Here is a 22,148-nt window from a genome sequence, read left to right on the forward strand (position 1 = left end):
CAGCACTGTTGTCAATAGGTGCACCAAGATAACTACGTCCGCGTAGACGAAGCGGCGAGAGAGCAGGCACGAAGGGCCAGGAAGCCGGGTCAACCCCCGAGAACTGGGAGTCCTCCGGCGAGGATCGATTCGAACGCGCGGACGGCCGCACGATGCCGCTCGCTGGACGATGTCGCCGAAAGGTAGGTTAGTACTGCAACGGCGTTTCGGTGGTGGGGTTCTGGTTGATCTTGCGTGTGGTGTTGGATCGTGTTGTGGCCGAGTTGGATTCGTTGATGTCGCGGATCGGGGGCCGGTTCGGGCGTGTGGAGCCGCGGGCGCGGGCGCGGGAGTATGTGTCGGGCCTGGTGGCGGGTCTGGAGCGCAAGAACGGGTGGACGGTGTCCGAGCATGCCGGTGCGGTGTGCCCGGATGGGATTCAGCGGCTGTTGCGTACGGGTGGGTGGGATGTGGACGGTGTCCGCGACGACGTGCGCGCGTATGTGGTCGAGCATCTGGGTGATCCCGAGGGGGTGTTGATCTGCGACGAAACGGGTTTCCTCAAGAAGGGCAGGCGTTCGGCGGGGGTGCAGCGGCAGTACTCGGGCACGGCCGGGCGCACCGAGAATTGTCAGATCGGCACGTTCCTGGCCTATGCATCGCCACGCGGGCATGCGCTGATCGACCGAGAGCTGTATATTCCGCAGTCCTGGATCGATGACCGCGACCGGTGCCGGGACGCGGGTATCCCCGACGAGGTCGAGTTCGCGACCAAGCCGCGTCAGGCCATCGCCATGCTGGAGCGGGCGTTGGCGGCGGGGGTGCCGTTTTCGTGGTTCACCGCCGACGAGGCCTACGGTCAGGCCGGGTACCTGCGTGAGTGGCTGGAGGGCCATGGTGTGTCGTATGTGATGGCCACGCGCTGTGACCACGTGATGACCACCCGCGCCGACCGCGCCGCGCGCGCCGAGGCGCTGATCGCGGAGCTGCCCGCGAGCCGGTGGCAGCGGTTGTCGGTGGGCGCCGGCGCGCACGGGCCACGCGAATACGACTGGGCGTACCGGCAGATCGACGGGACCTGGAAACGCGGGCGCGGGCATTGGTTGTTGGCGCGTCGCTCGCTGACTCCCAACAGTAAGGGCGAACTCGAGATCGCCTACTACCTCTGTCACGGCCCGGCCCGTTCGCGGCTGGTCGACCTGGCCTGGGTCGCGGGGTCCCGCTGGCACGTGGAAGAGGCGTTGTGCGCCACGAGGCGCTCCGTCATATCCCCGGTTCAGCCGGGAGGAACTGGAAGGAGGATTCCTGGGTCTGATGGCTTACCCCGTACCGAAAGGTTAAGGGGGACAAGAGCATGCCATGTGAAACCAGCGGCCGGGTCCAGATGTCAGGGACGGTGCGCTGGGAGACCCGCGCGACATGGTGAAGTTGCGCCGCGAGGCACTTTGTCGTATTCCCGGCGGGGTCGGGAAGAACTCGGAGGAATGTTCTTGAATCGGATGACTTACCTCGGTCCGAAAGGATGTTGAGGGATAAGAGCATGTCAGGAAAGCGGCGACTGTGTCCAGGCGTACGGAGCAGTGCGTCGCGCGATTCGCGTAATACGGTGAAAGCTATACTGCCTGAATCCCAATCTCCAGTTGATGCAAATGTCCATCCGTCGGAAAGACGTCTGAAAACCGACGCCACACCCTGCACCAGTATTTCTTTCGCGGCCGGTGCAACCTCCGGAATGTGGTGCGATGCCCAGTGAGCCTTTCCGGGTAGCCGCCCCTGGGCTGCCACTTGCTGGCGGTATGCTGACCGTTGAGACTGGTTGCAGCGTAACGAGAAACGCGGAACCCCTGGTATGAAGTAGGTCCGACTAAAGATCAACTTCACAGAGGTCCCGCGCCCGATGAGTGTGTCATACGTTGCCGTTCTTGCCATCCCGGAGCGGACAGTTTTCGCCGTCGAGGAGTGGCTGGCCCTGCGCCGCCGCGACCTCGGAACCCGGTGGAGGGCTCTGACCTGCATGGAGCACGCGGTGCTGGTGCTGCGGTGGTTCACCGACGGCACCCGTGTCGAACAGCTCGCACTGGACAATGCGATCGGGCTGACCACCTGCTATGACGCGTTGCACGAGGCGATCGACGTATTCGCCGCGCGGGCGCCAGGACTGCGCGGGGCGCTGCTGGCCGCCCGGGCGGCCGGCTACGAACACCTCGATGTCGACGGCATGCTCGTTCACATCGACCGGTGTAGCGAACCGGGTCCCACGCCGGCCGGCAAGCGCACGTCCGGCCCGAACCGTGCTCGCATCGATCTGTGGTGGTCGGGGAAACATCACGGGCACGGCGGGAACGTGCAGGTCGTGACCGCTCCGGACGGGTGGCCACTGTGGGTGTCGGCGGTGGCGCCGGGCCGGACCCACGACATCACCGCGCTGCGCGCCGACCAGTACATGGTGCCGCTGCTGACCGAGTGGACCGCCGATGACCGCAAGGTGCTGGCCGATCTGGGCTACTTGGGTGTCACACCGAGTTGCGGGAGATCGCCAACACTTGGACCGGGACCGCGTGGTTCATCGAGGGAGAGCGTCCGCGGCGGTGTTGTTGCGGACCAGCCCCCGCACGGTGTGTCCACCGGCGACGAAACGGCGGATGAGTGCGGAACCGAGGAACCCGCCCGCGCCGTACACAAGAATCTTCATGCTGCCCTCCATTCGGGTGGTACCGGCCGTGAAGATGTGGCCACTTTCTATCGAATCCTTGCCGACTACCTAGTTATATAGGTAATACTTGTGGTGTTGGCCCGGCAACACCTCTGTCCGAGAACGGCAGAACTCGAGCGAAGCAGAGCTGAAGTGGACCCCATCGACACCCGAACTGGCAATACTTCCGCGCCGGAGCCGCGCTCACCGAACTCGCCGAATGTTTTGCTCCGGACGGCACACTCGAGATCAAGGGCAGGTCCACCGCGACGGGACGGGACGCGATCGTCGCGATGCTCGGCGCAGGCGCCGCCCCTGCCGAACCGCGGCGCACGCGTTCGGGAGCGAAGTTCTTCCAGCGCCATTTCGTCACCGATCCGGTGTTCGACTCGATCACCCCCGAGCGCATCGGAACCCGCGCCTATTTCGTGGTGTTCGGGCCCGATGGTGCGGACCACTGGGGCCGGTATCGGGACGCGTTCGTCCCGGTCGGCGACCGCTGGCTCCTTGCACACCGCTTGGTGGCGGTCGATACGACAGCCCCGGGTTCGTTCCTCGCGGCGCGGTGGTCGCAGTAGAGCGCGCGCACAACGACAGAGTGGGCTCGCTCGCACGGCGTCGCAGCGCCGGTGGGCGGCAGTCCGGAGAAGGCAGATCATGACCCCGAAGGAACCGAGGCGCCAGCGATGACAATATCCGAGATCACCACCTACGACCCCGCCGCGTTACGCGCGTTGTGGTACCGCGAGGGTTTCTACAGCGACCGCACGTGGCCCGACGTGCTCGCCGAGAGCTGTGCCGCCGGAGCGGCGACAACCGTCGCATATGCCGGTTCCGGCGGCACGCAATTCGTGACGACGGTCGGTGAGATCCACACGCTGGCGCGGCGGGTCGCCGCGGCATTACAGGAGCGTGGCGTCCGCCCCGGCGATACCGTCGCGGTACAGCTTCCCAACCGGATCGAGGCCTCGATCGCCTACGCGGCGGTGCTGCTCGCCGGTGCGGTCCTCGTCCCGATCGTGCACATCTACGGGCCGAACGAGGTCCGCTTCATCCTCGAACAGTCGGGCGCCAAGGTCCTCGTCCAGCCCGACCGCTGGCGTTCGGTCGATTACGGCGACCGCGTCGCCTCGTACACTGGGATACCGGGGCTCGAACAGGTCGTCGTGGTCGGCGATACGGTTCCCCTTGGCGCGATCGGATGGGACGAACTCATCGCCACCACGGCGGTGTACACCCGCCCGGCCGTTCATTCCGACGATATCGCGCTGCTGATCTATACCTCCGGCACCACCTCCGCTCCGAAGGGCGTACAGCACAGCCACAATTCGCTGCTCGCCGAGCAGTGGTCGGCGCCGCAGTATCTGGGGTCCGGCGACGATGCCGTCCAGCTCGTATCGTTCCCGCCCGGGCATATCGCGGGTGTCGGCAGTGTGCTGCGGCCGCTGCTGCACGGCCAGGACACCGTCTACATGGATACGTGGGATCCGGCTCTGGCCGTCGAACTGGTCGCCCGGCACCGCGTCACCGCGACGTCGGGCACTCCCTTCCACCTCATGGGTATGCTCGATCTCGGGGACGTCACCGGCAAGCTCGCGACGTTGCGGGAATTCCTCATCGGTGCGGCGACGGTGCCGGAGGATCTGGTCCGCCGGGCGGCGGCTGCAGGCATCAGCACGTACCGATGCTACGGATCGACCGAACAACCCACCATCACTTCCGGCGCCGCGAGCGACCCCGAGGCCGCGCGCCTCGGCACGGACGGCTCGCCACTTCCCGGCGTGCGGGTGCGGATCGTCGACGAATCGGGCACCGATGTGCCGCCGGGTGCCGACGGTGAGGTCGTCACCCGCGGGCCCGATCAGTTCGTCGGGTACCGCGACGAAACCCTCAACGCCTCGGCGTTCACCGCCGACGGCTGGATGCGCACCGGCGACCTCGGCCATCTCGACGCCGACGGGCGGCTCACCATCACCGATCGCATCAAGGATGTCGTGATCCGCGCGGGTGAGACCATCTCATCGGGCCAGCTCGAGGATGTCCTGATGGCCCATCCCGCAGTGGCCGAGGCTGCGGTCGTCGCCGCTCCCGATCCTCGCTACGGCGAAGTTGTCGCGGCGGTCGTGGTTCCGGTGCCGGGCGCCGAGATCGATCTGGACGGTATTCGCGCGCACTTCGCGAAATCCGGTCTCGCGAAACAGAAGACGCCCGAGCGGCTCGTCGTGGTCGATACGCTGCCACGCACGGCGCTGGGCAAGATCCGCAAGGCCGAACTCCGCGCCGAACACTTTCCGAAGGGCGTCAGCCGGTAAGTGCGCGCCGGGAGGATCCGCGGTTGCGCCCGGTCGGTCTCCGGCCGGGCCAATGCCCACTCGGCTGCGGCGAGGCCGTGGTCCGGATCGGATCCGCGACACCGATCCCGTGTCGGACTCCGTCATCGTCCTCGCCATTCGGGCCTGCGGCGCTCGAAGAACGCCTGTATTCCTTCTTGTAGGTCTTCTGAGCCCATGACCCCGTCGATTGCTCGTGCGGTTGCCGCCCAGCCGATTTCGTCCGCTGCCACGTACTGGTCCGCGAGCGCTGCGAGGGTCTGGCGGACCGCGACGGGCGAAGATTCGCAGATGTCCGCTGCCAGAACCAGCGCTTCGCGGAGTGCCGCGCCCGGTTCCGTGATCGTGTTGACGAGGCCGAAGCGGTGGGCTCGTTCGGCGGATAGGCCGGCGCCGGTGATGAGTAGTTCTTTCGCGACAGGGAGCGGCAGTGCCCGCACTGCCCGGAACAATGCTCCCGACGTCGCGACCACACCGCGCCGGGTCTCCGGCAGGGCGAATCGGGCGGTGGTCGAGGCCACCACCAAATCGCACGCGAGAGCGATCTCGAATCCTCCGCCCAGCGCGGGACCTTCGACGACTGCGATCAGTGGCTTCCGGCGCCGACGCCGGATCAGACCGTACTCGCCTCCGTGGTCTGTCTTCGCGTCACCGCCGCTAGTCAGGTCCGTGCCGGCCGAGAATACCGAATCGGTCCCGATCTCGTTCTCCTCGAATCCCGGCCCGGTGGCCGGGCCGATCGGTGCGTCCATCCGCGGAGTGTCCGCCGCTGAACGGCGGGAACTCGTCGATCCGCCGGGGATCAGGACTTTCTCGCCGCCGGTCGGGCACCGCGACGGCGGCCTCGTCCCCGACCCCCGGGCAGGCCAGCAGGGCGTCCTCGACCTCACCGAAGGAAATGGTCTCACCGGCGCGGATGATCACATCCTTCGCCCGGTCGGTGATCGTCAGACAGCCCTCGTCGTCGCGGTGGACCTGCCCTTGATCTCGAGTGTGCCGTTCGAGGCGGCCGATATCGCCGGTCCGTAGCCACGGCCGCCCGCCACCCTTCGCGTCGAACCAGACCTCCGCGTCGAGCGCGGCATCGCGGTAACCGGCGAATGTCTCCGGGCTGCGGGTCGACGACGCGGATTTCGCCGTCGGCGCAGGGCCGGCCATCCGTGAACTGCCGTTTGTCGAGAGGTCCGCGGGAGTCCCGGAGGACACAGTCGGCTGTCGTACGCGGACCCGGGACCGTGGCCCTGCTGTTGTATCCAGCCCGCGAGTGCCTGCGCCCGCTGGTGCACTTCGCCGATGGTCGTCTCGACCGCGGCGGTATGGAAGCTGAGCGGAACAGACGTGTTTTCCGCGCGGCCCCTGCCAGCCGCAGGATTCCGATCCGGTGGGCACCCGCCCGGAAGTTCATGGCGAACTCGGGTCGGGGCCTACCGGCTGGGCGTTGTGCTAATGATCCGGCTCGATACTCGTGTTCCGATAGCCGGCTGTCTCGAAGAAGCCCGGCCAGCCGTCGTGTTTCCGTGCGGCCTCGCGTAAATCGTTCCACGTGGAGGGGCGTTTGTCGGTGACGTCGATATCGAAGGATGTGGCATGCCGGAATTCCAGGACCGTCACACCGTCGGGGCCGGCCCGGTAGCCGTACCGGGCCCCGCGGGGCACATAGAACCCCGCACCCGGTCCCAAGCACCGCCGCCCCAGGTGGAGCCGGCCGGCGATCACGTAATACAGGCAATCCACATTGTGCGTATGCGCGGGCAGTATCACATCCGCGGCCAGCGACACCTTCACCAGGCTGTACCCGTCCGGGTCGTTCTGGCAGAACACCACTTCGGTGAGGGCCCCACCTGCCATGCGTGCGAATTCGTCCGGCGGGATCGAATTCACCACTTCCTCGGGATAGCCCGGGAAGTCCATGATCTGCATGAGATCGACCACCGGTTCGCCGGTGAATATCCGGAAGTCTGCCCGGGTGCCCTGGCCGGTCGGCGCAGGCCCGGGGGAACCGGCTTCGTTGTCCTGGGTGTCGCTGGAGTCGGACATTTGACTTCTCCTTCACGCGCAGCTACTGGCGGATGATCCCGACGACGGTCCCCACCTCGTAGGTCTTGTCGGTCTCGCCGAGGATCTCGAGGGTGCCCGCACCCGGGGATTCGATCTCGGTTTCGGTTTTGTCCATGGCCAGGTTGTAGATCGGTTCCCCTTCGGTGACCGAGGCCCCGTCCGCTACCAGCCACTCGGTGATCTCGCCTTCTGTCATGGTCACGCCGAGCTTCTCCTTCTCCAGCCGGGCGAACTCCGGCGAGTAATACCGCTCGGCGGGTACCCGCGACGGGTCGATGATCGCATGGGGGATCGCCGCAGTGGGTGCCTGAACCGGCTCCTCGACAGTGGTCATGGATGCCTCCAGATGTGGGCTGACATCAGATCGGTAGATGCGAGAAGTGTCCCAAATCACTAACTGATTGTAGAGTTAGTTTGTGGTGCAGGACTCCTTTCTGTCAATGGGTGCACTGGGTTACCTATCTGGAAGGCGCTGGTGGTGATACCCCGCGCAAGCCCCCGACCTGGCGATTCGGCTCGGTACGGCGTCTCGCCGGCCATCGCAACGTGGATCAGCCAGCCTGACCGCCGCGCGTGGGCTTCCCGGCAGCGCAGGCGCGGCGGCAACGGGGAGAGATCTGCGAGCGTGTCGCCTATTTCACGGCGACGGGGTTGATCGGTGAGCCTACGCCGCCGGTGACTTTGAGTGGTGCGGCGATCAACTGAAACTCGTACCTTCCGTCGCGAGCGCAATCTTCGGCGAGATCTTCGAGATCCCAGAATTCTCCGAGCATGAGTCCCATTTCCCGGAGCGTGAGCAGATGCAGCGGCAGGAAAACGCCCTCGACCTCGGATTCGGTGCTCTCTACCATCGCGTTGTCGGCGGCGATCGCGGCCACTTTCTTTTCGTTCAGCCATTCGGCACAGCGCCAGCTGACGCCCGAGCCCGGTTCGGAGCCGTTGTGTGTTTCCAGGTAGCGGGCCCACCAGCCGGTGCGGAACAGCAGAATATCCCCGGCCTCGATGCTTACATTCTGCGCCTCGGCAATTTCTTCGAGTTCCTCCGGGGAGATCGGGTTACCCGGCGCCAGGTATGTGCCCTCCCCGCGATATCGGACGACATCGATCAACACGCCCCGGGAGATGATGCCCTTCGACTGAACTTTGTCGATCCCGCAATAGGCGGCACCGGTGCTCGTCACCGACGACGACGGAAACCCGTTGTACAACTGGTCGTCGTAGTAGACGTGCGACAGCGCGTCCCACTGGGTGGCTGCCTGAAGCGGCATGATGATGATGTCGTCGTTGAATCGGGTGGAACCCGTCCCGAATATCCCGCCGATCGTCCGACCCACGAGATCACCGTCGCCGGTTCCGTACTGCAGTAGCGACCGAGCGTCTCCGCCGTCGACGGACATCAGATGCACCGGATTGGACCGGAACGGAAGACTGCCCTGCGGTCCGTCGGAACCGAACCGGATTCCGAGCGGGAAGACTTGCCCGGTCTGCACCAACGAGGCCGATCGGACGACCTGATCGTTTGCGATGTGGTTGAGTGTTCCGATTTCGTCGTCGGCACCCCACCGTCCCCAATTCCGCACCTTTTCCGCAACGCGGGCGAACTCGGCTTCGGTTGCCATGTTATTCCTTTCTTACGCGGCCTCTTCGAACAGCAGTCGACGCGGCTACCACAGCATCGACATTCCCCCGTTGGGACGCATGACCGCTCCGGTGACGAACCGCGCCGCGTCGGCGACGAGGTAGAGCACCGCGTAGGCGGGATCGCGTGGATCGCCCGCCAGTCCGAGCGGTGCCGCCGCCGCACGGGAGCTGCGGAGGGCTTCGGAGCTGCTCGCCTCATTGCCGGTATCGACATGTCGCCTCGTCATCGGCGTTTCGACCCAACCCGGCGCGACAGCGTTGACGCGGACGCCCCGCGGCGCTATTTCCAGTGCGAGCGAACGTGTGAACTGGTGTGCCGCGGCCTTGGCGGTCGTGTACGCCGCCAAGGCGGGTGTGGGACCGTCGATTCCCGCACTGGTGATGTTCACGATCGAGCCGGAACCTCGGTCGATCATCACCCGCGCGGCGGCCTGCGAACCGAACACGAGCCCCTTGAAGTTCACCGCGTGCACCCGGTCGAGTTCCTCCGCCGATACCGTCAGTGGTGACTGGTCCGCGATGATGCCGGCATTGTTGACGAAGATGTCCAACCGGCCCCGTGTCCGGACGGTATCGCTGACCAGACCGTCGACGGCCGCCTGCACTCGCACATCGAGTTCCGCCGGCTCCGCGGAGAACCCACGATCCACGATCTGGCGTGCGGTGGCCTCGGCAGCGGCTGCGGCGATATCGGCGACTGCGACGTGCGCACCCGCTTCGGCGAGGACGGTGGCAATGGCTGCGCCGATCCCGTTACCCGCTCCGGTGACTATTGCTATCCGGTCGGTGAGATCGAACTTGTCGAAGACGGTAGCCATGGCAGTTTCACACTCCTCTGTGTGGTTGATCGGTGGCAGCTGTTCTGTGGCCGCCGTCGGTTCATTCCTGGTATGGGTCGCGGTACGGGCCCGCGAGATGACCGCCGTCCGCGGTGAACTGACCACCGGTGCAGTACGAGGATTCGTCCGAGGCCAGGAAGAGGGCTAGGTACGCGATCTCGCTCGGCTCGCCGGGGCGGGGGAAAGGTTGTCGGCGCACCGTGTTGTCGAGGCGTTCGCGCCCCTTCCCCTGGATGTGGCGGACCATGGGTGAGTCGATCACGCCCGGATGGATCGAATTGACCCGGATACCCAAAGGCCCGAGGTCGATGGCCGCGGAGCGCGTCATCCCGGTGACCGCGAACTTGGACGCCGTGTAGCTTGTCAGACCGCCGATGCCCACCAGCCCGTCGATCGACGAAATATTGATGATCGAGGCGGCGCGGCTCCGCTCCAGCAGCGCGACCATCGACCGCATCCCGTAGAACACCCCGTGCACATGTACATCGAACAGCCGATGGTGGTTCTCGACCGGCAACAGGTCGAAACGTCCCGTAGCGGGCGCGATACCGGCATTGTTGACGAGAACATCCAGGACTCCGAAGGTTTCGTCGATATAGTGCGCGAGGTCGTCCCACTGCTCTCGGTCGGTGACATCGAGCGGCCGATAGACCGCCCCGCCGGGAAGCGATTTCGCGACCGCGGCGCCGTCCTCGTGATCGATATCGGTGACCACAACCGTGGCGCCCTCCGCGGCGAACAGCCGAGCCTCGGCCTCGCCTTGTCCCCGTGCCGATCCGGTGATCAGAACGATTTTTCCGGCCAGTCGTCCCATGTCCTGTTTCTCCTATCGGTCGTCTCTGGGCAGCGGTATCCCGGTCTCCGCGGCGATACCAGCGAGATTCGCGTTCGCGTAGGCGACGGCCGCCTCGGCGGTCTCGCGGTACTCGGGCAACGACGTTGCGGGGACCACCCTCGGGATTGATCAGTCCGATGCTGATCGGTGTGCCGGTCGCCGGCCGGTCGGGGAAAGCGCTCGCGGGGCTTCGATGACGGCGGTGGGGCCGCCGGTGCCGGGGTCGCCGCACGCGGCGGCGAGAGCGAATGCGGGGATGAATGCGAGGAGGCCGAGACGGCCGGATCCACTGCTGCCGGATCGTGTGGTGAGATGCACGGGAGTTTCCTTGTCCGGTCCGGCCGAGGTCGCGCGAAGATCGACCTCGCCCGGGCCCTGGGGACCTGCCGCGAAACGATGACGCCGAGTCGTCGATGACTGCGGGCGGTTTCGGGCAAGTGTGGTGCAATGAGGGTGTTCGGCTCAGACGTCGTACTGGTACTTGCGGCTCGTCCCGCCGTCGACGGTCAATGTCTGACCGGTCACCCAGTCGGATTGGTCGGTCAGAAAGAACAGCAGTGCCGCAGCGATATCGCGCGCTTCCCCGATACGGCCCAGGGGTACCCAGGCATCGGCCGCCGCGAGACGGTCCGCATCGAGATTCACCGACGTTCTCGGGGTCAGGGTTACACCGGGTGCCACGGCGTTGACGCGGATCTTCGGGGCGAGTTCCAGTGCGGCCGTGCGGACGAGGTTGGTCAGGCCCGCCTTGGCCGCACCGTAGATCGCGTGGTTGGGTGCCGATCGCTGGCCGGACACGGAGGCAACGAAAGCCATCGCCCCGCCGTCGGGCATGTACCGTGAGCCGATCTGCATCGCCAGGAACTGGTGACGAAGGTTCAGGTCGAGCGAGCGAGACCAGTTGTCATCGCTGATATCGACCAGTGGTGCCCATTCGGCGATACCGACGATATCGGCCAGGCCGCGCACCGGCCCGAGCCGATCGACGGCTTCGGCGAATATCGATTCCATCGAATTCCGATCCGTCACATCCCCGCTGATCGCGACTCCACCGATTTCGTCTGCCACCGAACTCGCGCGATCTTCGTCGAGATCTACGCACGAAACCTTCCCGCCTACGGATGCGGCCGCGTGTGCGGCCTGCCGGCCGATGCCCTGGCCGGCCCCCAGCACGATGACGTGTCGTCCGGCGAGGCTCGAAAGACCTCGGTAGTCGGGGGTCGACTCGATGTACTCCACAGTAGTTACTCCCTCGTTCCGATCACCTGGCTGCTGAAGGCAGCCAAGAGCGTATTCACAATGAGGAAAATCCTTTCGAATTCAGGAATGTCGCGACAGTACCTCTCCGGGTGTGGCGCAGGCAACAGCAGACTCGAAAGAGCCTGGATGTCAGGCGGATTCGGTATCGATCCTTGCCCGAGTGTGGTGTCGCTGCTACCGTCACTTTCGCTCTGACGAAAATAAATTCACAATAGTGAAAGATGGCGATGCGATGACCGTGAACGAGGTCTTTATTCGGCGGGCAGTAGAGCGAGCCGACCTGCACGCGCTGCGGATGTCGCTGTTCCAGATCACCGGCGAACGCTGGCTTCTGGAACTGCCGCCCGATACCGAACCGATCTGGGACCCCTTGCGGATGCGTGCTGTCCCGGACCCCGGAGGCAGTGCTGAATCCGACAAGAACGCCAGGCGAATCCGGGGATTGGCTGTACAGTTGCTGGCCGCCGGACTAGATGACGTTGCCGAGGCCGTCCCCGCCGACGACGAGTTGCGCACGATGCTGGCTTCGTTCAATGGCGCCGAGATGACGGAGGCCGAATACCGGCTTCATCGTGACGAACTCGCGTTCGAGCCGTATCCCAGAGCAGTCGAATGGTCGAATGGAATCCCGGAACGTGCGACCGAGTTCCACGTGGCGATCGTGGGCGCGGGTTTCAGCGGAATTGCGGCCGCCGTGCAGCTCGAACGGCTCGGCATCCGATATACGATCTATGAGCGTCGGAGCGAAATCGGCGGGACATGGAGCATCAACACTTACCCCGACGCTCGCGTCGACACCACGAGTCTGTCCTACCAGTTCAGCTTCGAAAAGAAGTACCCGTGGTCGGAGTACTTTGCGCGGCAGGGAGAAGTTCGGCGGTACTTGGAGTACGTCGCCGAAAAGTACAACGTATCGGACCATATATGTTTCGAACACGAGATTCGTTCGGCGCGGTTCGACGGTCATACGCAGTCGTGGAACCTCGAGGTGGCGGGTCCCGGGGCCATGGAGTCCGTTACCGCCGATTTCGTTGTCAGCGCATCGGGATTGTTCAGTACCGCGAAGAAGATAGAGTTCGACGGTATCGAGGACTTTGCGGGCCGAGTCGTGCACACGACGGACTGGAGCGACGAAATTGCCGTTGCGGGACGGCGGGTCGCCGTGATCGGCAACGGGTCGACCGGTGTTCAGTTGCTGTCCAGGATCGCGGAAAGTGCCGCGCATGTCGATGTATTCGTCCGGACGCCGCAGTGGATTTCACCAAGGGAGCGCTACGGCGAGCCCATCCCCGTGGAAACACGCTGGCTGATAAACAACCTGCCGTATTACGAAAACTGGTTCAACTACGCGAGTATCCGTCCGGGGTTGATGGCGGAGGCCGTCCAGGAAGTCGACCCGGAGTGGCAGGCACAGGGCGGGCTGATCAGTGCGGCGAACGATAGAATACGCAAATATCTCACCGAGTACATTTCCGGGCAACTCAAGGCCGATACGGATTTGGTCGAGCGCCTGGTGCCCCGCCACGCACCGATGGCCCGGCGCTTGATCGTCGACAACGGGTGGTATCGCACGCTGCTGCGTGACAATGTCGAGTTGGTCACCGAGTCGATCGAGCGATTCACCGTCGGCGGGATTCTCACGTCCGCCCGCCGGGAGTACAAAGCGGACCTGGTGGTGGCCGCGGTGGGCTTCAGTGTCGAAAAATATGTCTGGCCCGCCCAGTATCGAGCAGCGGATGGCACCACTTTGGAGGAAACGTGGGCCGATCGAGGGCCACGCGCATACCTGGGAATGGCCGTCCCCAACTTCCCGAATCTGTTCATCATGTACGGCCCGAACGGACAGAACCGCGTCGGTTCACTGATCACCCACATCGAGAGTTGGGCCGCCTACATCGCCCAATGCATCGTAGGAGTCGTCGAGGGAGGGCACCGAAGTATCGAGGTCACCCCGGCGGCATGCGACGAATACAACGAGTCGATGGACGAGGCCACTGTGAATCTGGTCTGGCTCGAAGAGGCCTCACGCGATCGAAACTACTACGTCGACAGGAATGGCCGGCAATCCGTCGGTGCGCCGTGGCGGGCCGCGGACTACTACGGGATGCTGTCGCGTCCCGACTTCGGCAAGTTCTCGTTCGGCTGAGCCGGTCTGCTCGGTGCGCGCCGGTGCCGGATATCGGCCGGCCTGCCAGGACTCGACCGGAGAGACGACGAGAGAAATGCATCCGATTACCGAAGGACCGCAGATATGAGTGAGATGAGCGAATTCGTCCGGGGGCTGTTGCCCGGGGGCGATCCGGCGAGTGGGAATCGTATCCCGGCGCCGTCGATCAACCGGCTGCCGGGCGACACAGTCGCCGCCGGCCGGGTCATGGCGGGTGTACATATAGCCCTCGCCGGTACTGCTGATTCGATCGAACTCGAATACCGGATGGGTACCGAGGTAGGATTTGCCGCACCGGCGCTGAAGCCGGCGCTTACCGTTCGGGTCGTGGGGGCCCATTCGACGGCCGTGCCGATCGCGGCCCCGGAGGGTCGTATCGAGGTTCCGCTACCCTCGCGTCCTGCGGATGCCACGGTCCGGATCTACCTTCCGGAGACGAATGCCTTCGAACCTCTCGGTATCTCGGCGAATAGCGGAGTAATTGCTCCGGTGCGATATTCACGGCGCTGGGTTGTCTACGGTGACTCGATTTGCCAGGGGTGGTCGGTGTCGGAGGCCGGCCTGGCGTGGCCGTCGCTGGTGGCGGAACGGTTGTCGATCGACGCGGTGAACCTCGGGTTCGCCGGATCCGCACGGGGCGAGCTCGAGGCGGCAGCTGTGGTGGCAGCGTCCGGCGCGGATGCTGTGGCGATCGCGTGGGGCACGAACTCATGGGCCACGATCCCCATGGATCCCGGGTTGATCGCCGAAACTATGCGCGTATTCCTGGCGACAGTACGGCGGGGGCTTCCCGGTGTGCCCATCGTAGTGATGAGCCCGATCGTCAGGCCGGGTGCCGAAGCCGCGAAGAACCGATTGGGTGCCACGCTGGCGCAGTTGCGCTTCGCGCTGGAGGCCGCCGTCGAGGCGATCGACAGCTCTCCGCCGATTACGCTGATTCGAGGGCTGGATCTGCTGACTCCGGAGGATCTCGTCGACGGTATCCATCCCGGAGACAAGGGGCATGCTGCGCTCGCCGCCGCCGTGCTGCCGACGGTGGCGCGGCAGTTGGCCGGATGTCCTTGATCGAAAGCTTGGGCGAGCCGGCCGCCGCGGTCCGGCATCTCGGCGGCACGGGTGCCTATGTATTCTAATCGGCGAAAGATGTTTCGCGATATAGAAAGAAGCGTCCATGTCCCGCCAGTCACCGGCAGTTAAGCGAGTGGCAGCCATTCTCGAGTTTCTGGCCGACCATCCCGAGGAGTTGATGAGCCTCTCGGAGATCTCCCGGTCTGCCGGGCTGAGCGCGGCAACGGCCCACGCAATGCTCAACGGCCTGGCCGACGAGGGCCTTTTGATCAAGGATCCGTCGTCGAAAAAATACGGCCTGGGGCCGACTCTGGTCCGGCTGGGCCGGGCCGCGGGTGCCCGGGACGACGACGTGCAGGCGATCGCGCAAGCGGAGATCAACAGGCTGAACGAGGAAATCGGCCGGCATATCGTTGCCACCCGGGTCATCGGCAGGCACGTTGTCATCGTCAAGCAGGCGGGCAACGTCGGACCGTGGAGCATGACAGTGCAGGTCGGCCACCGCGTGGAATTCAGGCCGCCGATCGGCACCGTGTTCTTGGCCTGGTCCGACAACGCCGACGTCGAGAAATGGCTCCGGCAGGTCGACGCTGTGGCCTCGGATGCGGCGATTGCCCGGTGCCTCGAGGCTTTGGAGGGCGTGCGCAGACGGGGATATGCCGCCGCGCGGAATGTAGCGGAAGACAACGAACAGCGAGCAGAGTCCGGGCAAGCACTCGGCGCCGGCCTGGATACACTGCTGGCCGGCGAATACTTCCTGAACGAGATCGACGATGAGCAATATTACTCGATGATCCAGACCGCCGCGCCGGTCTTCGACGCGCACGGGCAGGTCACCTTGGCGATCGCCTCGTCCTACGCCGGCACCGTCATCTCCGGTCGCAGTGTCCGAGCGGAGGCCGAAGCTGTTGTCGCGGCTGCGGGTCGCGTGACCAGATGTATTCACGGGCGAATGCCCGACGGCTTGGGCGGGTGACCGGGCTTCGCTGTAATGGGCGTATCCGGCGGCGGTATCCGGAGCCGAAACCGCTCCGCATGGAATCCGCTATGTGCCGACCAACGGTAGTCCGGTAGCCAGGATTGCTTCCATGGACCGGACCGCCGCCCGATGCCGTTCCGGCGCCGTTGTCGCGGACAGGTATGTCAATCCCGACGACAGCGATATGACGACATCGACCAAGGCCTGTGGGTCGGTGCCGGGGGCGAGCTCCCCCCGGGCGACGGCATCGTTGACCAGCCGGCCGTACAGTTCCTCTTCAGCCTCTCGGCGGCGAGACCGCAACGCGGCGAGTTGCGACAGGTGGCTGGTCTCGAACGACAGTGTCGCCTCGAATCTGGTTATCGAGGGATATTTCGCCACGGAGGCGAGCGCCTCCTCGAGGACGGCGGTGAGTCGGCCGACCAGAGTGGTTCCCCGATCGGCCGCTTCCCGGAGCTGCCCGACCACCTCTTCCTGCACCGATTCCAATGTCGCCACGACCAGAGATTCCTTGGACGGGAAGTAGTGATAGATCGCGGCGCTGGTGAGCTGCGCCTCGCGGGCGATCGCCTTCATGGTGGCGTTGGCGTAGCCGACCTCGGCGACGTGCTTTATGGTGGCAGCCTTGATCCGTCGGCGAGTCTGGTCCCCGTCGGCGCCCATCGGGCGGCCTATTTGGGCGGTCGCACCCATCTGTCCCTCCCGTCCTGTGGACTCGTATTGTCCCATGGACACACCCACTCGGCCCCGGCATGCCCTGGAATCGGATCGTACGACCGCCTCCTGCCCACCGAGCGAGCGCGGGATCGATCTGTTCTGCGAAGCCGACGGCAGTGTGCCCGGCGGCGATCGCTGTCGGGCACGAACGGGCCGGGAGCCGCTGCGATTCCGGATTCCCGGCGAAAGAGCCGCGAGCGTCCGGCTCCGCTCGAAAGGCGGGAAGCGGCGATTCGAGCCGCCCGGAGCTCAGCCGTGGCGCGGGCGCGGCGCCGGCCATGATGTGTTCCAGAAGGCAGACGAGCACCTGTTTGGCCCGTCCGCGGAGCGAAGGCGATGCCCAGCCCTGGTCCTCGACTTCCACCACGACTCCGCGCCCGACCATGTTGCCGTGGATGGATACCGGCGCCTCCGGTGGAGAGAAGACCGCCGCATTGTCGATGAGCTCGGCCAGCAGGTGGATGAGGTCGGCGACGGCAGTGCCGGAAACCATCGCCTCGGGAAGGCGGACTGCCCCCACTCGGGCCAGGCTCGGTCTCCGACACCGCGCTGCGCACGATGTCCTCCAGCAGGACAGGCTCTCGCCACCGCCGCCCCGGCTGTCCGCCCCCGAGGATCAGCAGATTTCTCGGCATTGCGTCGGGCGCGTGTGGTCAGGTGGTCGAGATCGAACAGGAGTTGCAGATGTACGGGGTCGTTCTGCAGTGATTCCGCGAGATCGAGCACCTCCAACTGCTTGCGGACCACAACCTGGTTTCGGTAGGCGATATCGAGGAACACCTTGGCGAATCCAGACCGGGTTCGTGCCTGCTCCACCGCGGCGGACACCGCAGTGCGGCTGGGCGATATCGAAAGCTTCTGCTACTTGGTCGATCTCATCGGTCCCCGGGCGGACGAGCCCGATCTCGGCATCCAGATCCACCGGCTTCCCGTTCTGGATCCGCTCGATCATCGAGGGCAAGGTGCGGTGGACGAGCTCGAGACTCCGGGACCGCAGTGTCTGTAGCCGTTTCACCAGCCGGCGCGCCAGGATCACCGCGAGTCCGAATGTGGCCGCAGTGACGAGCAGAACCGCGAGGCCGGCCCAGAGAGTCCGCGTCGCCGAGGTGCTCGCCGCCTCGTCGGCGGTCCGGGTCGCGTGCGAAACCTGGATATGGAACAGGTCGAGTAACCGTGCGCTCATCCCTTCCTCGGCAGCCACCCGATCGGGATACGGGATCGAGGGCTGTCCGCGTTCCGCGACGTCGTTCGCACCGTCGGCCGCCGAACTCCATTCCGGGCTGTCGATCAGCTGTTGATAGGCGTTCTGGGTGGGATCGGCGAGCTGCGATACCAGCGGTTCGAGCTGCGCGTAGACCGCGCTGTACGGGGCTGAGACGGTGGGCCGGTGTGCCGGGTCGGCTTGGTCGATTCGCCCGGGGCAAGGGATGGATCGTCTACCGGGGCCGCGTGATCGCGGCTCAGTTAGCGTCCTTACCGCCCTCGCGCGCCTTGGCCAGCCACCCGTACACCGTGTTCTTGTGAAATCCCAGCGTGACGGCCACTTCTTCGGGATGCGCGCCCGCGGCAACCTGCTCCACCGCCCGCATCCGCAGCACCTCGAGGGTCTTGTGATCCAGCTTCCGGCCGTCGTTGTCGCGCACCCCGAAATTCTCCCAGCACCGCGCCAGGAAACTCGGGAATTACCCTGGCGAGTCTCAACTTACTTACGAACTCCTTATTATCTAATCAAGCTAGATCTCTCGGCAAGACCTAATTGACGCGTTCTGCCATTTCGCAGGCAGTTCGGCAAATGTTGAATCCCACCCCTGAGTAGACGCTTCAACGACTACCACAGCCGAATGGGCGAGCAACCCGGTTCCGAAGCGGTTCAGAGCCGTGCCGAATACATTGAGTATCGATCTCGAGTCGCCGGTTCTCGGCACGACAGTGAATGTGGTTCATTCGGGGGTTAACGCTCGGTGCGTCGCCGACCAGCGTCGATTCGATGGCCGCCGCGGCTTCGAGCCTGCGCATCACTTCATCGAGCGTCGATACGAGGGTATCGACGACGAGGGCCTCTTTCGAGCGAAAATGATGGTAGATCGCCGCACTGGTCACGTTGGCCTGTTCGGCGATCGCCTTCATCGTGGCATTGGCGTAGCCGACGTCCGCCATGTGGTTCATTGCGGCGGTCTGGATGCGCCTTCGAGTGCGATCTCCGTCGGCGCCGGTCGGGCGCCCTATATGCGCAGGCGCACCCATTACCAATCTCCCTCCACTCGCGGATCCCTACTTTCGCATGTGGACGTCGTGGACGGAAAAGCGACGGCCTGATCGGGTGCGCGGTCAGCGGGGCATCTTCAGCCCGCGCTCGGCGATGATGTTCCGCATGATCTCGGAGCTGCCGCCCGCGATCGTGTACGCGCGGGCATAGAGGAATTCGTCCTGCCACCGGCCGTGGTCGACCGCACCGGGGTCGCCCTCGACCAGGATGCCCGCCTCACCACTCAGTTCCAGTGCGTACCGCGAGATCTCCACGCCCAGTTCGCTGAACATCAGCTTGGCCATCGGTGCGTCCTGAACCCGCTCGGTGCCGCGCGACCACCGGCTGATGTTGGCGTATACCAGCGCGGACAGTGCCTCGACCTCCGCGCTGAACTTACCCAGCGTCTCCTGGACCGCGCCGTCCTCGATGGCCGGGCGCCCGCCGCGGGTCACCCGCGTGGCCAGGTCCTTCAGCGCATCCACGTTCTGGCGCAGCCGCACCACGCTCGTGGCGACGCTACTGCGCTCGTGCCCGAGACTCGAATTGGCAATCGCCCAACCACAATTGAGCTCACCGATCAGAGCGTCTGCGGGCAGTTCGACGTTGTCGAGGAAGACCTCGTTGAAGTCCGACGTGCCGGTCATCTCACGCAGCGGGCGCACATCGACACCGGGCAGGCTCATATCGACGATGAAGGCGCTGATGCCCTTGTGCTTGGGCGCATCCGGATCGGTGCGGGCCAGCAGGTAGCCGTATTCGGCCCAATGCCCGTTGGTGGTCCACACCTTCTGCCCACTGACCCGGAATCCCCCGCTCTCCGTGCGAACGGCCTTGGTGCGCAACGATGCCAGGTCACTACCGGAGCTGGGTTCGCTGAACAGTTGGCACCAGGTGTCCTTGCCCGAGCGAATACCGGGAAGGTAGCGCTGGCGCTGCTCCTCGGTGCCGAAGTCGATCAGTGCATGCGAGACCAGTTGGCCCGCGCCCACGAACTGCGGGGCCCGTGCCCGCGCGATCTCCTCCCCCACCACCACGTCACGCTCAGCGGGGTACGCACTACCTTGTCCGCCATACTGTTGCGGCCAATCGCCGCCCATGTAGCCGGCGGCGAACAGCTTACCGATCCATTCGGTGATCACTGTGTGCTCGGCGCGATCCTCGGCACTGCGCACGCCGGCCTTCGGCACGATCGCGGGGGCGTTGGCCTCGACGAATTCCCGCACCTCCAGGCGGAACCGCTCGAGCTCCGGGCTCATTCCGTAGTCCATCTCAGCTACTCCTTCTGCGGATGCGCCTGCGGCGACCCGATGATCAGCGGACCTCGTACTCGCGGGTGGGCACGTCCGAGCGCACGACTTGCGCCTGCCCGATCGGATTGCCGATCACCGTGTACGCCATACCGGTGGCGAGCGCATGCGAGCGCCCGGTGTCGCGGGACTCCCAGATCGCCCGGATACTCCCCTGTACCGCGGCCGCGGGTTTGGCGGCGATCCGCCCGGCGAGCTCCTGCGCACGATCGCGCAGCCGCGCGCGCGGCAGCACCTCGCTGACGAAACCGATCTGATGCGCGCGTTCGGCCGACATCCGTTCGTCGATTCCGAGCAGAACCATGCGCAGTACTTCGCCGATCGGGATGCGGTGCGCGAGCCCGATCGGCTCGAGGGCCGCCACCATGCCGTAGGTAACGTGCGGGTCGAAGAACTGGGCGTCGTCGCTCGCGATGATGATGTCGGCTTCGTTGAGCCAGTACAGGGCGCCACCGGCCACCATGCCGTGCACCGCGCAGATCAGCGGCTTCCAGCATCCGTTCTGCTTGGGTGAGAGATCGACACCGGGGTCCTGCCTGCTGAACGGGTTGTCGGCAATGAAGGTCCCCTCCTTCACGTCGACACCGGTGCAGAATGCGCGATCACCGTTGGCCTGCAGCACGATCACGTGCACGTCGTCGGTCTCGTCGGCGAATCGCCAGAGTGCCTTGAACTCCGCGCGCATCGCGTCGTTGAAGGAGTTCAACCGATCCGGGCGGTTGAGCGTAATGGTCAGGACGTGCTCTTTCAGCTCCGCGATGACCGTAGTCAACTCGTTCAGATCCACTCTTCCTCCTGCATTCGCCTATGATATCAACAAAGCTTACTAAGTTATCCTTCAAATGTCAGTAGCCGGGGCTACGCACGATGACGAGAACCAGGCCGGGAGACCTACAGCCATGACGCAAAGCTTGCTATTCTCACCGCTGACCCTGCGCGGGGTCACGGTCAAGAACCGGTTATGGGTCGCGCCCATGGCCCAATACTCCGCCACCGATACCGGCGTTCCGACCGACTGGCACCTCGCGCATCTGGGCGGCATGGCCCGCGGCGGCGCCGGACTGGTGATGTCGGAGGCCACCGCGGTACTGCCCGAAGGGCGTATCTGCATCCCGGACGCCGGGATCTGGAACGACGAACAAGCCGAGGCCTGGTCTCGCATCACCCGATTCATCGTCGGCCAAGGATCGATTCCCGCAATGCAACTCGCCCACGCGGGCCGCAAGGGCAGCACCCAGGTCCCGACCCAGGGCCGCAACGCGATCACCGAGGCCGAGGGCGGCTGGCGTACCGTCGCCCCCTCGGCGATCGCCTACGAGGGGCTGCCGGAACCGCATGCGCTGACCGTCGAGGAGATCGCGGACACCGTCGCCGCCTACGCCGTCGCGGCGCAGCGGGCAGTGGACGCGGGTTTCCAGGTTCTGGAAATCCATGCCGCACACGGGTATCTGCTCAACGAGTTCCTGTCCCCACTCGGCAACCAGCGCGACGACCGGTACGGCGGCGACTTCACCGGGCGCACCCGCATCCTGCACGAGGTCGTCGCGGCCATCCGCGCCGTGATCCCGGAATCGATGCCGCTGTTCGTGCGCCTGTCGGCCACCGACTGGGCCGAGGGCGGCTGGACCATCGAGGACACGGTGCGACTGTGCGCGGCACTCGAGGGTACCGGCGTGGACATGATCGACGTGTCCAGCGGCGGTATGGTCGCGCACCAGAAAATCACTGTCGGTCCCGGATATCAGGTCCCCTTCGCCCGCGCGGCGCGCGGCGCGTCCTCCATCCCGGTGATCGCGGTCGGGCTGATCACCGAGGCCGTCCAGGCCGAACAGCTCCTGGTCGACGGCGCGGCCGACGCACTCATGTTCGGCCGCCAGCTCCTGCGCGAACCGCACTGGCCCTTCCGGGCGGCGGTCGAGCTGAAGTCGGAGCTGCGCTGGCCCGGACCCTATCGTTCGGCCCGTTACCGGGGCAGCATCCCCTGATTCCTGTCACATCCGCTGTGCGGCGGACTATTTCGGAATGCGA

Annotated in this window: 19 protein-coding genes and 3 pseudogenes; 9 read left to right on the plus strand and 13 right to left on the minus strand. The window is 65.2% G+C overall.

Going from position 1 to position 22,148, the window contains the following annotated elements:
• Positions 1-236 precede the first annotated feature (236 nt).
• The 4 genes and pseudogenes from C5E41_RS18880 to C5E41_RS18895 form a co-directional block, all read left to right on the plus strand.
• A pseudogene (locus tag C5E41_RS18880) lies at positions 237-1,217 on the plus strand (IS701 family transposase); the annotation flags it as partial.
• Positions 1,218-1,876: 659 nt separating this feature from the next.
• Positions 1,877-2,491 (plus strand): annotated as a pseudogene (locus C5E41_RS35185) (transposase family protein); the annotation flags it as partial.
• A gap of 395 nt (positions 2,492-2,886) precedes the next feature.
• Positions 2,887-3,249 (plus strand): annotated as a pseudogene (locus tag C5E41_RS18890) (nuclear transport factor 2 family protein); the annotation flags it as partial.
• A gap of 108 nt (positions 3,250-3,357) precedes the next feature.
• Positions 3,358-4,983 (plus strand): AMP-binding protein, encoded by a 1,626-nt coding sequence (locus C5E41_RS18895; protein WP_104377130.1) that lies wholly within the window; start codon positions 3,358-3,360, stop codon positions 4,981-4,983.
• Between the two features lie 122 nt (positions 4,984-5,105).
• Here the strand turns inward: C5E41_RS18895 and C5E41_RS18900 are convergent, their stop codons facing one another.
• From C5E41_RS18900 to C5E41_RS18940, 8 genes are all read right to left on the minus strand, one after another.
• Positions 5,106-5,753, minus strand: coding sequence for an enoyl-CoA hydratase-related protein (locus C5E41_RS18900; protein WP_104377131.1), 648 nt, complete (start codon positions 5,751-5,753; stop codon positions 5,106-5,108).
• Complete coding sequence (locus C5E41_RS18905) at positions 5,659-6,159, minus strand: AMP-binding protein (RefSeq protein WP_104377132.1); 501 nt, start codon at positions 6,157-6,159, stop codon at positions 5,659-5,661. The genes C5E41_RS18900 and C5E41_RS18905 overlap by 95 nt, the downstream gene beginning before the upstream one ends.
• 285 nt (positions 6,160-6,444) lie before the next feature.
• Positions 6,445-7,038, minus strand: coding sequence for a cupin domain-containing protein (locus tag C5E41_RS18910; RefSeq protein ID WP_104377133.1), 594 nt, complete (start codon positions 7,036-7,038; stop codon positions 6,445-6,447).
• Between the two features lie 22 nt (positions 7,039-7,060).
• Positions 7,061-7,393 carry a lipoyl domain-containing protein gene (locus C5E41_RS18915; RefSeq protein ID WP_104377134.1) on the minus strand — a complete coding sequence of 111 codons (333 nt, stop codon included), beginning with the start codon at positions 7,391-7,393 and terminating at the stop codon, positions 7,061-7,063.
• A 298-nt stretch (positions 7,394-7,691) separates the two neighbouring features.
• Positions 7,692-8,678 carry a cyclase family protein gene (locus tag C5E41_RS18920; RefSeq protein ID WP_104377135.1) on the minus strand — a complete coding sequence of 329 codons (987 nt, stop codon included), beginning with the start codon at positions 8,676-8,678 and terminating at the stop codon, positions 7,692-7,694.
• A 45-nt stretch (positions 8,679-8,723) separates the two neighbouring features.
• Positions 8,724-9,518 carry an SDR family NAD(P)-dependent oxidoreductase gene (locus tag C5E41_RS18925; RefSeq protein WP_104377136.1) on the minus strand — a complete coding sequence of 265 codons (795 nt, stop codon included), beginning with the start codon at positions 9,516-9,518 and terminating at the stop codon, positions 8,724-8,726.
• Positions 9,519-9,579: 61 nt separating this feature from the next.
• A complete protein-coding gene (locus C5E41_RS18930) occupies positions 9,580-10,353 on the minus strand; it encodes an SDR family NAD(P)-dependent oxidoreductase (RefSeq protein WP_104377137.1) in 774 nt (257 codons plus the stop codon).
• Between the two features lie 483 nt (positions 10,354-10,836).
• Positions 10,837-11,613, minus strand: a complete 777-nt coding sequence (locus C5E41_RS18940; RefSeq protein WP_104377138.1) for an SDR family NAD(P)-dependent oxidoreductase — start codon at positions 11,611-11,613, stop codon at positions 10,837-10,839.
• A gap of 112 nt (positions 11,614-11,725) precedes the next feature.
• Here C5E41_RS18940 and C5E41_RS18945 point away from each other — a divergent pair, with 112 nt between their 5' ends.
• The 3 genes from C5E41_RS18945 to C5E41_RS18955 all read left to right on the plus strand — a co-directional run bounded on the left by C5E41_RS18945 (position 11,726) and on the right by C5E41_RS18955 (position 15,845).
• Entirely contained in the window at positions 11,726-13,780 is a 2,055-nt protein-coding gene (locus tag C5E41_RS18945; RefSeq protein ID WP_146097599.1) for an NAD(P)/FAD-dependent oxidoreductase, read from the plus strand.
• A gap of 105 nt (positions 13,781-13,885) precedes the next feature.
• Positions 13,886-14,866, plus strand: a complete 981-nt coding sequence (locus C5E41_RS18950; RefSeq protein ID WP_104377140.1) for an SGNH/GDSL hydrolase family protein — start codon at positions 13,886-13,888, stop codon at positions 14,864-14,866.
• Positions 14,867-14,972: 106 nt separating this feature from the next.
• Entirely contained in the window at positions 14,973-15,845 is an 873-nt protein-coding gene (locus C5E41_RS18955) for an IclR family transcriptional regulator (protein WP_104377141.1), read from the plus strand.
• Between the two features lie 69 nt (positions 15,846-15,914).
• On the opposite strand, the gene C5E41_RS18960 is transcribed toward C5E41_RS18955, so the two are convergent.
• Complete coding sequence (locus tag C5E41_RS18960) at positions 15,915-16,541, minus strand: TetR/AcrR family transcriptional regulator (RefSeq protein WP_104377142.1); 627 nt, start codon at positions 16,539-16,541, stop codon at positions 15,915-15,917.
• Positions 16,542-17,346: 805 nt separating this feature from the next.
• Here C5E41_RS18960 and C5E41_RS33955 point away from each other — a divergent pair.
• A complete protein-coding gene (locus tag C5E41_RS33955; RefSeq protein ID WP_181063305.1) occupies positions 17,347-17,571 on the plus strand; it encodes a hypothetical protein in 225 nt (74 codons plus the stop codon).
• A gap of 454 nt (positions 17,572-18,025) precedes the next feature.
• Here C5E41_RS33955 and C5E41_RS18970 read toward each other — a convergent pair whose 3' ends face one another.
• The 4 genes from C5E41_RS18970 to C5E41_RS18985 all read right to left on the minus strand — a co-directional run bounded on the left by C5E41_RS18970 (position 18,026) and on the right by C5E41_RS18985 (position 20,907).
• Positions 18,026-18,208 (minus strand): helix-turn-helix domain-containing protein, encoded by a 183-nt coding sequence (locus C5E41_RS18970; protein ID WP_104377144.1) that lies wholly within the window; start codon positions 18,206-18,208, stop codon positions 18,026-18,028.
• Between the two features lie 178 nt (positions 18,209-18,386).
• Positions 18,387-18,809: a TetR/AcrR family transcriptional regulator gene (locus C5E41_RS18975; RefSeq protein WP_104377145.1), complete on the minus strand. Its 423-nt coding sequence runs from the start codon at positions 18,807-18,809 to the stop codon at positions 18,387-18,389.
• Between the two features lie 84 nt (positions 18,810-18,893).
• The gene (locus C5E41_RS18980) at positions 18,894-20,081 is read right to left on the minus strand and encodes an acyl-CoA dehydrogenase family protein (protein WP_104377146.1); all 1,188 of its coding nucleotides are present in this window, start codon (positions 20,079-20,081) and stop codon (positions 18,894-18,896) included.
• 43 nt (positions 20,082-20,124) lie between these two features.
• Complete coding sequence (locus C5E41_RS18985) at positions 20,125-20,907, minus strand: enoyl-CoA hydratase/isomerase family protein (protein WP_104377147.1); 783 nt, start codon at positions 20,905-20,907, stop codon at positions 20,125-20,127.
• A 112-nt stretch (positions 20,908-21,019) separates the two neighbouring features.
• Here C5E41_RS18985 and C5E41_RS18990 point away from each other — a divergent pair, with 112 nt between their 5' ends.
• Positions 21,020-22,105: an NADH:flavin oxidoreductase/NADH oxidase gene (locus C5E41_RS18990; RefSeq protein WP_104377148.1), complete on the plus strand. Its 1,086-nt coding sequence runs from the start codon at positions 21,020-21,022 to the stop codon at positions 22,103-22,105.
• The last annotated feature ends 43 nt before the right edge of the window (positions 22,106-22,148 follow it).

Source organism: Nocardia nova, from assembly GCF_002933465.1.
GTDB lineage: Bacteria > Actinomycetota > Actinomycetes > Mycobacteriales > Mycobacteriaceae > Nocardia > Nocardia nova_B.